We start from the raw sequence: 15535 nt of genomic DNA, 5'->3' as shown, positions 1-15535 counted from the left end.
GGAGGCGCACGATGAGGGACCAGACCATCCGCACGCATTCGCACCGGAGACGGCGAGGTCGGCGACGAGCGCCCGTCGCCGCGGCATCCGTCGCCCTCACCACCGCCGCGAGCCTGCTGCTCGCCGGGTGCGCGACCGGCGACGGCGGCGACGGCCGGACGCAGCTCGACTTCTTCCAGTTCAAGGGCGAGGCGCTCGAGGACTTCCAGCAGATCATCGACGACTTCGAGGCCGAGAACCCCGACATCGACGTGGTGCAGAACCAGGTCGCCGACGCCGACACGCTGATCCGCACGCTCCTGGTGAAGGACCGCACGCCCGACGTCATCACGCTGAACGCCAACGGGAACTTCGGCCGCCTCGCGCAGGCCGGGGTCTTCCACGACTTCAGCGACGATCCCGTGCTCGAGACCATCAACCCGGCGGTGCAGGAGATCCTCGCGGACCTCGGCACGTTCGGCGACGAGGTCAACGGCCTCGGCTACGTCAACAACGCCAACGGCATCATCTACAACATCGACATCTTCGAGGAGCAGGGGATCGAGGTCCCCGAGACCTTCGACGAGCTCATCCAGGTGTGCGAGCAGTTGCAGGATGCCGGGATCACCCCGTTCTACGGCACGCTCGGCGATGCGTGGACGACGCTGCCGTCGTTCAACGGCCTCGGCGCCTATCCGGCGCAGGAGGGGTTCTTCGACGAGATGCGCGAGGAGGGCGCCGACGTCGGCCCCGACTCGTCGGTCTCGTTCGAGCAGGACTACCCGGAGGTGCTCGACCGGCAGGCGCAGCTCTACTCGTACGCGCAGGAGGGCTACCGCGGCCGCACCTACGACGACGGCAACGCGGCGTTCGCCAACGGCGACGCGGCGATGTACATGCAGGGCATCTGGGCGGTGAACCCGATCAAGGGCGTGAACGAGGAGATCAACCTCGGCATCTTCCCGTACCCGACCGACGACCCCGCCGACCGGCTGCTCGTGTCGGGCGTCGACGTGGTCGTGACGATGGGCAAGGACGCGCCGAAGAGCGAGGAGGCCATGCGCTTCATCGAGTACCTCTTCAGCGAGGACGTGATCACGGCCTTCGCGGCGTCGCAGAACATGATCCCCTCGGTGGAGGGCGCCGAGCTCAGCGACGACCCCGCGATCCAGTCGGTCGCACCGTGGTTCGACGAGGGCCGCATCACCGGCTTCATCGACCACCAGGTGCCGCCCGGCATCCCACTCGACGCGACGGTGCAGCAGGCCCTCTTCACGGGCGATCCGCAGCGCGCGCTCGCCACCCTCGACCGCGAGTGGGCCAAGGTCGCCGCTCGCACGATCCCCGTGACGGGAGAATGACATGAGCACCCTGACCCAGGCGACGCGGTCGTCGACGGGCGGCGGCGGCGCGAAGCGCGCCACCCGGATGCGCTCGGACAGCAGGCGGGCCGCGCCCGCGTACTACTGGATGGTCTGGCCCGCGGTCATCGCGTTCGCGGCCTTCCACACCCTGCCGGTCCTCGTGGGCATCTTCTTCAGCTTCACGAACTACGCCGGCTACGGCGCGTGGAACTTCGTCGGGCTGTCGAACTACGCCAACCTGTTCGGCGACGAACGCGTGCTGCAGGCGTACGGGTTCTCGTTCCTCTTCGCGATCGTCGCGACGATCCTGACGAACGTGTTCTCCCTCGCCATCGCGCTCGGACTGAACGCGAAGATCGTGGGGCGGAACTTCTTCCGCGGCGTGTTCTTCGTGCCCTACGTGCTGGCGATCCTCGTCATCGGCTACGTGTTCCAGTTCTTCTTCGCGAACTCGCTGCCGCAGATCCTGTCGGGCATCCCCGTCTTCCGCGACAACATCCTCACGAATCCCGATCTGGCGTGGACGGCGATCGTGGTGCTCGCGGTCTGGCAGGCGTGCGCGTTCGCGATCATCATCTACCTGTCGGGACTGCAGACGATCCCCGGGGAGCTCTACGAGGCGGCATCCATCGACGGTGCCGGCTCGTGGCGGCAGTTCCGGTCGATCACCTTCCCGCTCATCGGGGCGTTCTTCACCATCAACGTGGTGCTGAGCCTCAAGAGCTTCCTGCAGGTGTTCGACCCGATCGTGGCCCTCACCAACGGTGGGCCGGGCACCTCGACCGAATCGGTGACGCTGCTCATCTTCAAGGGCGGCTTCTCGGGCGGCGAGTTCGCTTACCAGACGGCGAACGCGGTGATCTTCTTCATCGTCATCACGGTCGTCTCGCTCTTCCAATTCCGGGTCCTTCAGCGCAGAGAGGCCGAATTCTGATGACCACCACCACGACCACGGCGGCGCAGGCCTCCGAGGCGATGCCCGAGGAGCGGGCACGCCGCGGACGCCGCCGCCCCGGACGCGAATCCGACGACACCCGCCGCATCAACTGGTGGGCGACCGCCCTCATCGCGGTGTGCTCGCTCACCGTGCTCATCCCGATGTACCTCGCGGTGGTGGTCGCGCTGAAGACGCCCGACCAGCTCGCGGGCGGCTCGGGCTTCGAGTGGCCGAACCCGATCCGCCTCGAGAACTTCGCCGAGGCGTGGGAGCGCACGAACTTCCCGCAGGCGCTGCTGAACACCGCGTTCATCACCGTCGGCTCGGTGGTCTTCACGCTGCTCACGAGCTCGGTCGTCGCCTACGGCATCGCCCGGAACCTGCACCGGCCGTTCTTCAAGGTCGTGTTCTTCTACCTGCTGGCGGCGTTGTTCATCCCGTTCCCGATCATCATGCTGCCGCTCGTGAAGCAGACGGCGATCCTCGGGATGGACAACCCGGGCGGCCTGATCATCCTGTACACGATCTACGGGCTGTCGCTGAACATCTTCATCTACACGGCATACATCCGCTCGATCCCGATCGAGCTCGAGGAGGCGGCGCGCGTGGACGGCGCGGGCACCTGGCGGGTGTTCTGGCAGGTGATCTTCCCGCTGCTCATGCCGATGAACGCCACGGTCGGCATCCTCACGTGCGTGTGGGCGTGGAACGACTTCATCATGCCCCTCGTCGTGCTGACCGAACCCGAGCACCGCACGCTGCCGCTCGTGCAGTACGTGTTCCAGGGCCAGTTCAACGTCGACTACACGGTCGCGTTCGCGTCGTACCTCATGGCGATGGCGCCGCTGCTCATCATCTACATCTTCAGCCAGCGCTGGGTCATCTCCGGCGTCACGCGTGGATCGATCAAGTAGGGTCCACGGATGCCGCGGGGCGGGCGCATCGCGCACACCGCCGCCCCGCGGCATCCGCTCGACCTCACGTACCGCACCACCCCTCGAGAGGAAACCGCACCGCATGACCACCTCGCGCCCGACCACGATCGACGCCGGAACCGTGCTCGCCGCCGACCCGGACTGGTGGCGCCAGGCCGCCGTGTACCAGATCTACCCGCGCAGCTTCGCCGACGCGAACGGCGACGGCATCGGCGACCTGAAGGGGATCACGTCGCGCATACCGTACCTCGTCGAGCTCGGCGTGGACGCGGTGTGGCTGTCGCCCTTCTACCCGTCGGCGCTCGCCGACGGCGGGTACGACGTCGACGACTACCGCGACGTCGACCCCAAGCTCGGCACGCTGGCGGACTTCGACGAGATGATCGCGGCGCTGCACGCCGCCGGCATCCGCCTGATCGCCGACATCGTGCCGAACCACTCGTCGAACCGGCACGAGTGGTTCCGCGAGGCGCTCGCGTCGCCCCGCGGGTCGGCGGCCCGCGACCGCTACCTCTTCCGCGACGGCGAGGGCCCGGACGGCACGGAGCCGCCGAGCGACTGGCAGTCGATCTTCGGCGGGTCGGCGTGGGAGCCCGTGGGCGACGGGCAGTTCTACCTGCACCTGTTCGCGCGTGAGCAGCCCGACCTGAACTGGGCGAACCGGGAGGTGCGGGACGACTTCCTGCGGACCCTCCGCTTCTGGTCCGACCGCGGGGTCGACGGGTTCCGGGTCGACGTCGCGCACGCGCTCGCGAAGGACCTCACGTACCCGCTGCGCTCGCACGCCGAGCTCGAGGAGATGAAGCTCGCCACCGACGGCTCGCACCCGCTGTGGGATCGCGAGGAGCTCGACGAGATCTACGCCGAGTGGCGCGCCGTGTTCGACGAGTACGACCCGCCGCGCATCGCGGTCGCCGAGGCGTGGGTCGCGCCGTCGCGCCGGCACCGGTACGCCGCGCCGACGAGCCTCGGCCAGGCGTTCAACTTCGACCTGCTGCGCGCCAACTTCGACGCCGCCGAGTTCCACGAGATCGTCGACCGCAACATGGCCTTCTCGGCCGAGACGGGCTCGTCGAACACGTGGGTGTTCTCGAACCACGACGTCGTCCGCCACGCGACGCGGTACGGCCTGCCCGACGACCCCGACAACGAGGGCGACGTCGGCCGGCAGTGGCTGCTCGACGGCGGCGACCCGGCCGAGGTCGACACCGAGCGCGGGCTGCGGCGGGCGCGCGCGGCGAGCCTGTTCCTGTTCGGCCTGCCCGGCAGCGCCTACCTGTACCAGGGCGAGGAGCTCGGCCTGCCCGAGGTGGCCGAGATCCCCGACTCGGAGCGACAGGACCCGTCGTTCTTCCGCAACGCCGGCGTCGAGGTGGGGCGTGACGGATGCCGCGTGCCGCTGCCCTGGGTCGCCGACGCGCCGTCGTTCGGGTTCGGGCCGACCGCGGCATCCCACCTGCCGCAGCCGGCGTGGTTCGCGTCGTACGCGGTCGACGTGCAGGCGGACGACCCGACGTCGACCCTGTCGATGTACCGACGGGCGCTCGCACTGCGGCACGAGCTGCAGGGCACCGAGAAGCTCGCGTGGGTCCAGCTCGACGAGCCGGAGGTGCTCGCGTTCCAGCGCCCCGGCGGCTGGACCGTGGTGACGAACTTCGGCACCTCGCCCGTCGCGCTGCCCGCGGCCCTCGCCGAGCGCGAGCTGGTGCTCGCGAGCGGGCCGCACCGCGACCCGGCGGTGCTGCCCGGCGAGATCACCGTCTGGTACCGCTGACGCGCGGCCGGCGCGCCGGCGATCACCATGGTCGCCAGGTCGGCTCGTGGCATCCGCTCGGCCCCTCGATAGACTGGCCCGCATGGCAGATTCGACGTTCGACATCGTGAGCAAGGTCGACAAGATGGAGGCCGAGAACGCGGTCAACCAGGCCCGCAAGGAGGTCGAGCAGCGCTACGACTTCAAGGGCGTGGGCGCGTCGGTCGAGTGGTCGGGCGAGAAGATCCTGCTGAAGGCGACCTCCGAGGAGCGCGTCAAGGCCGTGCTCGACGTGGTGCAGTCGAAGTTCATCAAGCGCGGCATCTCGCTGAAGTCGCTCGACTCGGGCGAGCCGTACGCGTCGGGCAAGGAGTTCCGCATCGAGATCGCCCTGAAGAACGGCATCTCGCAGGAGAACGCGAAGAAGATCGGCAAGATCATCCGCGACGAGGCCCCGAAGACGGTGAAGTCGCAGATCCAGGGCGACGAGCTGCGCGTCTCGTCGAAGAGCCGCGACGACCTGCAGGAGACCATCCGCCTGCTGAAGGCCGCCGACCTCGACGTCGACCTGCAGTTCGTCAACTTCCGCTAGGCGGCGCGTACCCGCGGAGCCAGCGGGTGATCGCGGCGTAGGCCGCGGCGCGCGCCGGCTCCCGCGACAGGAACACGTCGTGCAGCGCGCCGTCGACCCGCACGACGGTGACCTCCGAGCCGAGGTCGATGGCGTGCCGGGCGATGTCGTCGACGACGAGCACGGTGTCGGAGGTCAGCATCGCGTCATCCCACCGCGGCTGGAACGTCGAACGCGCCGAGAGCAGCGTCAGCACCGGGGCGCCCACGTCGATCCCCGCGTCGATCGCCTTGTGCCCGGCGAGGATCGCCGTCAGCCAGGCGGGATGGATGGGGAAGCCGCGGTCGGGCCGCAGGCGCGCGTCGTACTCCCACTCGCCGTCGAACTGGCGCGAGATCGAGCGCGCGTAGAACCCGCGGTCGATGTTCGGCAGCGACCGCGACGGGTTCACGCGCGCGCCGAACTCGATCACCGGCGAGATCGCCTGCCGGCCGATGCTCCGCAACTGGAACTCCAGCCACGGGCTGTTCAGCACGAGCGCCACGGCGCGTCCCCGATTGCGGTCGGCCCAGAGGCTGAGCGTGAGACCACCGGTCGAGTGACCCATGAGCACGAGCGGGCGAGCGGATGCGGCGGGGCCGGCCGTGCCGGCGGCATCCGTCGTCGACCCGGGGCGGCCGTGGCCCATCACGGCGAGCGCGGCCTCGATGTCGGCGTCGTACGTCGCGAGGTCGGTGACGTACCCGGGCGTCTGCCCGTCGCGGAGGGAGCGCCCGTACTTGCGCAGGTCGAGCGCGAAGAAGCGGGCCCCGGCGTCGGCCCAGAAGCGCGCGATGCCCGGGTTGAAGAAGTAGTCGCTCCAGCCGTGCACGTACAGCACGTCGGCGCCGGATGCCGCGGGCGGCTCCTCCGGCTCGGGCGCCGGCTGCCACGGCCAGCGCCAGCGCGGCTCGCGCCGCGGCTCGCGCGGCGGCGGCACGTACCGCACGAGCGTCGCGACGACCTCGCCCTCGTCGTCCTCGCCGAGCGGCAGGGTGAGCTGCTCGAAGTCCGGGCCGAGGACGTCGGGCGCCCACGCGGCGGATGCCGTCCGCTCGGCTGCCGATGCGGTGGTGGCGGTCGCGTCCCCCTCCATGCGGCCAGCCTAGGCGGCGGCGCGCGCAGCGCTCGGGTGTCCGGAGGAGGGGCGCGGATATGATCGGGCCGGGACGCTCGGATCATCGGACCGGGCGGCGTCCGGAGTGGGGGCATCCGTGCAGTTGCGTGAGCAGTTGAAGTCGATCGATGTCGAGCGCGTGGTGCTCGTTCCCGCCCTGGTCCTGCTGCTCCTGCTGACGGTGCTGTCGCTGCTCTCGGGCGTGGAGAGACACGCCTCGTCCGGGCTCGCCGGCTATCTCTACGTGGCGTACCTGGTCCTCCTCATCGCGTTCTACGTGATCGCCGTGGTGCTGCTCGTCGTTCGGGCTCCGGCGAAGGCGGAACGACGCGGTTTCGCTCCCCGGGCGGCGGCGTACCTCGGGACGTTCCTCCCGATGACCCTCGCGTTCGCCGGAGGCTCCGAGGTGCCCGACGGCGTCGCGGTCTTCGCCGTCGTGCTCATGACGCTGGGCATGGCCTTCACCGTGTACTCGCTGGTGGTGCTCGGCCGCAGCTTCGGCGTGGAGGCGAAGGTCCGCACGCTCGTCCAGCACGGGCCCTACCGCCTGATCCGGAATCCGCTGTACGTCGGGGAGATGGTCGTCCTCGCCGGCGCGGTCTGCTTCTCGCCGAGTCTCGCCAAGGTCGGCATCCTGATCGTGATCGGCGCGATCCAGGTCTACCGCGCGATCCAGGAGGAGCGGCTCCTCGAGGAGCACGTCCCCGAGTACACGGCATACAAGCTCCGGACGAAGCGGTTCGTGCCGGGGCTCTTCTGAACCCGAGGCCGGTGGCGGCTCAGCTGAACGTGTTGATCATGCCGATCACGGCCGGCGTGAGGATGACGATGAAGAGCACGGGCAGGATGCAGAAGACGAGCGGGAACACGATCTTCACCGGGATCTTCATCGCCTGTTCCTCGGCGCGCTGACGGCGCTTGATGCGCATCTCGGCGGCCTGCACACGAAGGACGTCCGCGATGGCCACGCCGTACGCGTCCGCCTGTTGGACGGCCCGGACGAACCGGCGCAGGTCCTCGCTGTTCGTGCGCTGCTCGAGTGCCGCGTACGCGTCGCGTCGGGTGCGGCCGATGCTCATGTCCTGCAGCGTGCGGATGAGCTCCTCCGCCATGGGACCGCGCCCGTTCCGCCCAGCCTTCGCCATCGCCGCGTCGAAACCGAGACCGGCCTCCACCGCGATCGTCATCTGATCGAGCGTGTCGGCCAGCGCCAGCTGGATCGACTTCTGCCGATCGTGCGCGCGGCTGTTGATCATCACGTCGGGCAGGAAGAAGGCGAGCGCGAGTCCGGCGATGGCGAGGAAGAAGCGGATCGGCTGCGGGTCGTTCGTGATGAGCAGCCAACCGAGGACGCCGACGGCCGCGACCAGGAAGATCTTCATGCGGAAGATCTTGGAGAGGCTCCAGCCGTCGGGCCGACCGGCGTAGGTGATCTGCCGCTCCAGCCATCCGATGTAGCCCTTGGGCGCGGCGTCCACGAGGGTCTCGGCGAAGGTGGGGCGCTGAACGATCTCCGCATCGACGGGACCCTCGGCCGCCGCCCTCGCCCGGCCGCCGGCGATGAGGAACCACGCGACGAGGCCGAGGGAGACTCCGACGGTCATCGCCGCGATCAGGCCGATCCACATCTCATCCCACCCCCTCAGAACTTGACCTTGACGGTGAAGTACATCCAGATCGTTCCGACGACGAGCAGGACGGCCGCGATGAAGAGGGCGATCCATCCGATCAGGGTCGTGAACATCGGGACGAAGTACCCGGGCTGCACCCAGAGCAGGAAGAGGAACACGCCGATCGGCAGCACGATGAGCACGATGGCCGACAACTTGCCCTCGGCGCTCAGGGCGCTGACCTGACGCCGGATCTGGTTGCGCTCGCGGATCGTGTTGCCGACCTGGTCGAGGACCTCCGACAGGTTGCCGCCCGCCTCGCGGTTGATCGCGATCGCCTGCGCCACCCACGAGAAGTCGTCACTCTGCATCCGCTCGGCGGTCACGGCGAGCGCCTCACCGAGATCCCGACCGAGTCGCGTTTCGTTGACCACCCGGGCGAACTCCTCGGACGTCGGGGCGTCGGCGTCCCGGGCAACGGAGTCGATGGCCCGCAGCAGGCTGTGCCCCGCGCGGAGGCCGCCCGCGAGGAGTTGCAGCGTGTCGTCCAGCTGCGTTTCGAACTTCGCGCGACGGCGACTGGTCCTGATCGACACCAGGATCTTCGCACCGAGGAATGCGAGCGCGCCGAACACGATGGCCAGCACGACTCCCCAGATGCTGCCGAAGCCCAGGACGAAGCCGAACGCCGCGAGGACCACCGCGGCCGAGATGGTCAGCAGCAGGAACGCCGACGGTTCCAGCTTGATCCCGGCCTGCTCCAGTCGATAGCGGCGCATGCTGTCGTCGCGTCCCCGGGTGGCGGTCTCGACCGCGGAGACCGCCTGGTCGGCGAATCGACTCAATGCCGAATCCGGCTCCTCCCCCGGAGCGGAGCGCCGGCTCTTGCTGATCCGAGGGGGCGCGGGGAACAGGACGAAGAGGACGAGGACGAGCAGCGCCGCCAGCGTGACGATGACGCCGGTCAGGAGCAGGGCGGGGGTCATCAGAACTCCCTCGCGGCCCTCGGCTCGACTTGGAACGCCGACATCGGGAAGGCGATGCCGACATCGGCGAGACGCTCGACGAATCGCGGTCGCACCCCGGTCGGGACGGCGCGACCGCGGAATCGGCCCTGCTCGTCCAGGCCCGCCGAATAGTCGAAGACGAACGCGTCCTGCAGCGTGACGATCTCGCCTTCCATCCCCTGCACTTCGGTGACGTGGGTGATTCGACGAGTCCCGTCCTTCAACCGACCGATCTGGACGATGAGGTCGAGCGCCGAGGCGATCTGCTCGCGGATCGCCCGGAGCGGGAGATCCATGCCCGCCATGAGCACGAGGGTCTCCATTCGGGAGATGGCGTCGCGCGGCGTATTGGCGTGGATGGTGGAGATCGAGCCCTCGTGGCCGGTGTTCATGGCCTGGAGCATGTCGAGGCTCTCGCCGCCGCGCACCTCGCCGATCACGATGCGGTCCGGCCGCATGCGGAGGGAGTTCCGGACGAGTTCTCGGATCGTCACCTCCCCACGACCCTCGATGTTCGCCGGCCGCGATTCGAGGCGGACGACGTGATCCTGCTGCAGCTGCAACTCGACCGCGTCCTCGATGGTGATGATCCGCTCGGTCGGCGGGATGAACGCGGAGAGCACGTTGAGGAGCGTGGTCTTGCCCGTGCCGGTTCCACCGGAGACGAGGATGTTGAGCTTTCCGCGCACCGCCGCATCGAGGACGGTCGCGATCTCCCTCGACATGGTGCCCATCGAGATCAGGTCCTCGACGGTGTACGGCGTCCGTGCGAACTTCCGCACGGTCAGCGACGGACCGTTCACCGCGAGCGGCGGAATCACGGCGTTGACGCGGGAACCGTCCTCGAGGCGGGCGTCCACGAGGGGTGACGACTCGTCGATGCGCCGTCCGACGCGCGAGACGATCCGGTCGATCACCCGGCGGAGCTGCGCCTCGCTGGTGAACCGCAACGACGATTCCAGGAGCCGGCCGTTCCGCTCGATGTAGATCTGGTCGTGACGGTTGACCATCACCTCGGTGATCGTCGGGTCGTCGAGCAGCGTCTCGAGCGGACCGTATCCGAGGACGTCCGCGGCGATGTCGTCGATCAGTCGGATTCGTTCCCCGGGCGTGAGGACGGCCTGCTCGGTTGCCACGATCTGGCCGAGCTCGGTTCGTGCGAGCGCGTGCAGCTTGTCCTCGGTCATGGAGGAGTCGTTGAGACGTGACCCGATGCGAGCGAAGAGCTCCTGGGCGGCGGCCTCCTTGAACCCGGCGAGCGGGTCGTCGGCGTGCTCGAGGTGCGCAGCCGTCACCGACGGGTCCGGTTCGCGGACCTCCACGACCACGTCTCGCTCGTCCTGGGTGGGTTCATCAGTCCGCCCGGGCGCTTCGTCCGTCTCCAGAGTTCGACGGACACCTCGTGCGGCGTCGAGCCGTTCGTTCAGCCTCATTCTGCGGCCCCCTTTCGACCGGTGCGGCGGCGGCGGACCTGCGCGGACGGGTCGATGCGCAGGACGAGATCGCGGAGCGACGCGGCCGCATGGTCCTTCGGATCGTCGACGAGGAGTGGCGCGCCCCGATTGCTGGCGAGCAGGACCGCGCTCGACCTCGGCATGACGACGTTCATCTGGGCTCCGACGATTCGCTCGGCGTCGCGCACCGTGAGACCGCTGTGCTTGTCGGCGAAGTTGAGCACCATGTGCCGATTCGCCGGCAGCAGGTGGATCTGCTGCAACAGTTCGAGCTCTTTCCTGAGTGCACGAAGGCTCGGCACGCCCATGTTCGTCACGAAGACGGCATCGGTCGCGTTCTCGATCACCGCAAGCGTGTGCTCGCCCAGTCCCGGAGTCGTGTCGACGATGACGTACCGGAAGATCCCTGCCAGCTGACGCAGCATCAGGCCGAGTTGCGCGGGGGAGAGGTCATCGCCGTCCTCCGGCGAGAGCGCCCCCGGAATGACGTAGAACCCCTCGGGATGCCGGGTGAGGAAGGTCTTGAGCGCCAGCTCGTCACCGGTGGCAGCGACCTGGACGGAGTCGACGAGCGTATGCTCCGGCTCCAGGTCGAGCGCGGCGGCGATGTCCCCGAACTGCACGTCGGCATCGACGAGGACGACGGAGTTCGGTGCGGCGGCGGCCAGCCCCGTGGCGAGGTTGATCGAGACGGTCGTCTTGCCCTGTCCGCCCTTCGGCGCGACGACGGCGATGACCTCGGTGTGCGCCCCCTCGGGCAGATCGGGCGGGAAGAGCCATTCGTCTTCGGCGGCCTCGGTCGGCTGCGGACTCGGTGGGGCTTCGGCGACCAGGGTGCCGAGTGTGCTTCTGGCCTGCGATTCGTCGTCGCCCGCCGAGGTCTCGAACTCCGAATCCCCGACTGGGGCGGGATGAAGCTCGGGGACGTAGGCGCGCTCGCCCCAGTCGCCCCGCACGGCATCGACGCCGTGCACGTGGGACAGCCATCCCTTCAGCCGCTCGAACAACGCCTGCGTCACTGCGTGACTCGCGTCGGGAGCGAGCACCGCGTGCAGGCGCATGTTGTCGACCCAGTCCTCGAGGTCGGCCCGTTGTTCCCGGACCACGATGATCCCGATCGCGGGATACCGCTCCAGGAGCGACTCCACGAGGTGTCTCGTCTCCTCGTAGTTCAGCACCGGCCCGAGCAACGCGATGTGGGGCTCCTGCGGCGGCACCTGCGCCAGGACCTGGTCGACGCCGAAGCTCAGGTACTCGCCGGGGACGCTCGCCAGCTCGCCGTCGAGCATCGAGCCGAGGTGGGCCTCGTACTCCGTGCTGCGACTGATCAGGAGGTAACGCGTCACGGCAGGATATTCGCTGGTCCGATGAGGGTCGAGCCGTCGGTGCTCGTGTTCTCGTTCTGCAGGGTGAGCCAGACGCCCGCGAGGTCGTCCTCCTGCATCTCGCGAGCCCAGACGAGCTTCTCGACCTGAGGGGTCGTCATGGCCATGGTGACCATGATGGTCTGCACGGCGCCGGTGTCCGCCTCGGCGTCCTCTGGGGTGAAGTTCGAGCCGGCCTGCACCCTGGTCACGAGGACCTGGTTCAGGATGAACCGGGTGGCCGGCTGCGTGGTCGCCCCGCCGTCCCCGGTGGGGGGCCCGGGCTGCAACTTGTTCGTCACGACCACGCCGACGCTGCTGCCGGGACGGACGGCACCGCCGACCGCCCGCTGCACCTCGAGCGCGACGCTGACCTCCTGCATGCCCTCGGGCACCGGCACGTCGCCCCGTGCGGCCAGGACCGCCGGGTCGACGAACCGCTCCATCCGCAGCTGGTCCCCCGGCAGCAGGTCCGCCGAGGCCACGAGCCCTTCGAGATCGGCGAGATCGGTGACCCGATCCTCGGCGACGGAGATGGCGGGCAGCTGCGTCCGCGAGATCAACTCCTCGATCTCGGACGCCGGGGTTCCCTCGGTGATGGCCTCGTCGACGAGGTAGACGTCGACGAACTCCGCTCCCTCCGCAGCGCGCTGGTCGGCACCTCGCACATACCCGACGAGCACGACGGTGCCGACGATCGCGAGGACGAGAGCGACGACCGCTCCGATGATTCGGGTCTTCATCCGACTGCCTTCTGCTCGGGGTTCGTAGGGAGGATCGGTGGTGCATCCGACAGTTGCACGTGGGAGGTGCTATTCGATGAGGCGCACCACGCTCAGGGCGTAGTCACCCGTGGTCTCCCCCATCTCCCAGTACTCGCCGATCGCCACGTAACGCTCGAAGTAGCCCTGGAGGAAGACGCAGGAGTTGTCGACCTTGCCCTTGTTGTCGAGGCAGTACGGCGCCGTCTTGTCCACGGTCGGGGAGTTGGAGGGGTTGCCGGGGCTCGTCTTGTATCCGGTGACGGTGAACGCCGCGAATCCGGTGATCGTGAACTTCGTGTTCGAGCCCGTGCCCGAAATGCTCGAGAAGATCGGGATCAGGATGGTCTTGCCGCGGAACTGGGAGAGATCGCACTTCGGGGAGAGACCGGTGTCGGCCGAGACGATCATCTCGCCGGTCGCACTCAGGTCGTACACCGTCTCGCAGTTCGTCCCCACAAGCCAACCGAACCCGCCGGCGGGGTTCAGCCCGGGACACGTCTTGTGCTGGTTCTCGTGCCAGGCGATCACCATCTTCTGCGGGTTGACGACGCCTTCCTGGGGGACCGCCCGATCGAACTCGCACTCGCCGATCGCGAGGTTCAGCGCCTTTCCCGCCACCGGCTGGCCCCACTCAGCGGTGGCCTCGGTGGCGACCGTCGTCTCGTCGAGCCCGAGCATCGGTGCGAACCAGTGCTTCACCGTGTTTCCGCCGGCCTGCGCGTCCATGGTCTCGACCGCCACGGTCACCTTCCCCGGCGCGGGGTAGGTGACGGACGTCGGAGTGGAGGCGTTGTCGTTGGCGTTGCCGTTCACGTAGGGGCCGACGACACCTGCCGCACTCCCGCATCCGCTCTTGGCGCACGTCGCGGCGGCAGCGAGCGCGCCCGCGTCGGCACCGTTCTGCAACTGCGCACGCTCCACGTAGAGCGCCCCGACGTCGATCGCGATGGCCGCGAAGCCGAGCAACGGCACCATCAGCAGCCCGATCAGCACCGCGGATGCGCCCCGCTCGTGCCGTAGCCGGTTCCTCAGCCTCCGCATACCATCACTCCCCTGCCCTCGAGCGGCAACGATGCACCGAACCATCCCGTCATCAGGGTCACCGGGTACGTGATCGTGACCTGCACCGTGCCGTTCTCGACGCCGGCGCAGCTCGCCGGCGAGATGGCGATCTGACCGGCGCCGATCGCCGGGGTCACCCCGGGCGCCGCGGCGATCGCCGCGCTGCGTGCGGCTGCCTGGTCATCCTGGATCGCCATCACCCGCGCGCCCTCGCGCGCCGCGTTGGACAGCGACACCTGGATGCTGAACACGCGGCCGAACTCGAAGATCCCGAGGATCAGCAGAAGCAGGATCGGCAGCACCAGGGCGAACTCGATCGCCGCGGCTCCGCGCTCCCCGCGTGAGGACCGAACCCTCATTCCTCCGCACCTCCCTCACGAGTGCAATCACTGGAGGCCGTCCCGGGGACGACCTCCAGTGCTGCGAACTGACGAGAGGCGACGGCTACAGCGCGGCGGCGACCGCGGTGAAGATCGCGTCGAGGTTGGTGCCGATGAGGGTCACCGCGGCGATGATCACGACCGCGATGAGCGAGACCATGAGGCCGTACTCGACGGCGGTCGCGCCCTCCTCCTGGGTACGGAACGAGTTGAGGCGCGCCTGCGCCTTCGTGATGAGCTTGGACATTTCGGTCACCCTTCGGGTCGGTAAATACATGGGCCGCCATGGGGAAGCGGCAAACCGCACGCTATCCGCGCTCGTATGCGTGTGCATATGCCCCATTTCGGGTCTCCCCTTGTTTGGGGGTGATTCCGTGGGACGATTGTGTCCGCGCCGTTACCGCGGCGCTGCTAACCTCTTCGGCCGGTTTCGGAGGGCAGGGTCCGAAAGGCCGGTTCAGGCGCCGAAAACCAGCAGCGCCACGAGCGCTCCGGCGAGCATCGATGGCCCGAACGGAATGGATCCGCGCAGCGCCACGCGTCGCGTCGCGAGGGCGATCAGCGAGACGATACCGCCGATCACGAACCCGGCGAAGACCCCCGCGAACCACACCGTCCATCCGAACCAGCCGACCACGAGCCCGAGGGGTGCGGCGAACTTCACGTCGCCCATGCCCATCGCCGACGGCGAGATGAGGGCGAGCACCAGGTAGAGGCCGAACATGCCCGCGCATCCGACGAGCGCCCAGAGCAGCGACATCCACTCGCCCGAGATGGCCGAGGCGACCACGAGCAGCACGGCCAGCGCGATCAGGGTGGGCAGCATCACCGCGTTCGGCAGCCGGTGCTCGGTGAGGTCGACGATCGAGAGCACCACGCCCGTCGCCGCGAGCGCGAGCAACGCCGGCAGCACCGGGTGGAGGCCGAACCGCCAGGCGAGGAGCCCGAACGTCACGGCGGTGGCGACCGCGGACCACGCGCGCAGCCGGCGCAGCGGCATCCGCTCGGCCGACGGCCGATGGATCGAACGATCGGCCCAGTCGACCAGCGGCCCCCAGCCGATCGCCGCGCCGAGCAGCGTGGGCAGCAGCACCGTCAGGACCGGGACGGCGGCGACGGGCATGAGGTGCAGCGTAGCGGGTCCGGGGGCGGGGTCTCGGTACGGGCGCTGCGCGTCCTACTCGACCACCGGGGGTCTC

The 15535-nt window shown here is 68.8% G+C and carries 16 protein-coding genes; 6 read left to right on the top strand and 10 right to left on the bottom strand.

What is annotated here, in order from left to right; translation table 11 throughout:
• Window positions 1-11: 11 nt before the first annotated feature.
• The 5 genes from M1L56_RS02750 to M1L56_RS02730 all read left to right on the top strand — a co-directional run bounded on the left by M1L56_RS02750 (window position 12) and on the right by M1L56_RS02730 (window position 5560).
• Complete coding sequence (locus M1L56_RS02750; RefSeq protein ID WP_248598066.1) at window positions 12-1340, top strand: ABC transporter substrate-binding protein; 1329 nt, start codon at window positions 12-14, stop codon at window positions 1338-1340.
• Between the two features lies 1 nt (window position 1341).
• Window positions 1342-2277, top strand: coding sequence for a carbohydrate ABC transporter permease (locus M1L56_RS02745; protein ID WP_082847317.1), 936 nt, complete (start codon window positions 1342-1344; stop codon window positions 2275-2277).
• On the top strand, window positions 2277-3194 hold the full coding sequence (locus M1L56_RS02740; RefSeq protein ID WP_067950350.1) for a carbohydrate ABC transporter permease: 918 nt from the start codon (window positions 2277-2279) through the stop codon (window positions 3192-3194). Before M1L56_RS02745 ends, M1L56_RS02740 begins: the two co-directional genes overlap by 1 nt.
• Window positions 3195-3297: 103 nt before the next feature.
• Window positions 3298-4989: a glycoside hydrolase family 13 protein gene (locus tag M1L56_RS02735; RefSeq protein WP_248598065.1), complete on the top strand. Its 1692-nt coding sequence runs from the start codon at window positions 3298-3300 to the stop codon at window positions 4987-4989.
• Window positions 4990-5071: 82 nt separating this feature from the next.
• The gene (locus tag M1L56_RS02730; RefSeq protein ID WP_067950348.1) at window positions 5072-5560 is read left to right on the top strand and encodes a YajQ family cyclic di-GMP-binding protein; all 489 of its coding nucleotides are present in this window, start codon (window positions 5072-5074) and stop codon (window positions 5558-5560) included.
• On the opposite strand, the gene M1L56_RS02725 is transcribed toward M1L56_RS02730, so the two are convergent.
• Window positions 5547-6674: an alpha/beta hydrolase gene (locus tag M1L56_RS02725; protein WP_248598064.1), complete on the bottom strand. Its 1128-nt coding sequence runs from the start codon at window positions 6672-6674 to the stop codon at window positions 5547-5549. The two genes, M1L56_RS02730 and M1L56_RS02725, sit on opposite strands and share 14 nt — an antisense overlap.
• Before the next feature lie 118 nt (window positions 6675-6792).
• Between M1L56_RS02725 and M1L56_RS02720 the strand changes: the two genes are divergently transcribed.
• Complete coding sequence (locus M1L56_RS02720; protein ID WP_248598063.1) at window positions 6793-7455, top strand: isoprenylcysteine carboxylmethyltransferase family protein; 663 nt, start codon at window positions 6793-6795, stop codon at window positions 7453-7455.
• Between the two features lie 19 nt (window positions 7456-7474).
• Here M1L56_RS02720 and M1L56_RS02715 read toward each other — a convergent pair whose 3' ends face one another.
• From M1L56_RS02715 to M1L56_RS02675, 9 genes are all read right to left on the bottom strand, one after another.
• Window positions 7475-8299 (bottom strand): type II secretion system F family protein, encoded by an 825-nt coding sequence (locus M1L56_RS02715; RefSeq protein ID WP_248598062.1) that lies wholly within the window; start codon window positions 8297-8299, stop codon window positions 7475-7477.
• Between the two features lie 38 nt (window positions 8300-8337).
• Window positions 8338-9291: a type II secretion system F family protein gene (locus M1L56_RS02710; protein ID WP_248598061.1), complete on the bottom strand. Its 954-nt coding sequence runs from the start codon at window positions 9289-9291 to the stop codon at window positions 8338-8340.
• Window positions 9291-10745, bottom strand: coding sequence for a CpaF family protein (locus M1L56_RS02705; RefSeq protein ID WP_248598060.1), 1455 nt, complete (start codon window positions 10743-10745; stop codon window positions 9291-9293). The genes M1L56_RS02710 and M1L56_RS02705 overlap by 1 nt, the downstream gene beginning before the upstream one ends.
• Window positions 10742-12112 carry an AAA family ATPase gene (locus M1L56_RS02700; protein WP_248598059.1) on the bottom strand — a complete coding sequence of 457 codons (1371 nt, stop codon included), beginning with the start codon at window positions 12110-12112 and terminating at the stop codon, window positions 10742-10744. Before M1L56_RS02700 ends, M1L56_RS02705 begins: the two co-directional genes overlap by 4 nt.
• Window positions 12109-12873: a Flp pilus assembly protein CpaB gene (locus tag M1L56_RS02695; protein ID WP_248598058.1), complete on the bottom strand. Its 765-nt coding sequence runs from the start codon at window positions 12871-12873 to the stop codon at window positions 12109-12111. Before M1L56_RS02695 ends, M1L56_RS02700 begins: the two co-directional genes overlap by 4 nt.
• A gap of 69 nt (window positions 12874-12942) precedes the next feature.
• Window positions 12943-13935, bottom strand: a complete 993-nt coding sequence (locus tag M1L56_RS02690) for a pilus assembly protein TadG-related protein (RefSeq protein WP_248598057.1) — start codon at window positions 13933-13935, stop codon at window positions 12943-12945.
• Window positions 13923-14315, bottom strand: a complete 393-nt coding sequence (locus M1L56_RS02685; RefSeq protein ID WP_282573095.1) for a TadE/TadG family type IV pilus assembly protein — start codon at window positions 14313-14315, stop codon at window positions 13923-13925. Before M1L56_RS02685 ends, M1L56_RS02690 begins: the two co-directional genes overlap by 13 nt.
• Window positions 14316-14400: 85 nt before the next feature.
• Window positions 14401-14583, bottom strand: coding sequence for a Flp family type IVb pilin (locus M1L56_RS02680; RefSeq protein ID WP_248598055.1), 183 nt, complete (start codon window positions 14581-14583; stop codon window positions 14401-14403).
• A 210-nt stretch (window positions 14584-14793) separates the two neighbouring features.
• Complete coding sequence (locus M1L56_RS02675) at window positions 14794-15459, bottom strand: A24 family peptidase (RefSeq protein WP_248598054.1); 666 nt, start codon at window positions 15457-15459, stop codon at window positions 14794-14796.
• Window positions 15460-15535 lie beyond the last annotated feature (76 nt).

The sequence above is a fragment of the Agromyces sp. C10 genome, assembly GCF_023217995.1.
GTDB classification, from domain to species: domain Bacteria; phylum Actinomycetota; class Actinomycetes; order Actinomycetales; family Microbacteriaceae; genus Agromyces; species Agromyces indicus.
This window is presented reverse-complemented; position numbering and strand designations above follow the sequence as displayed.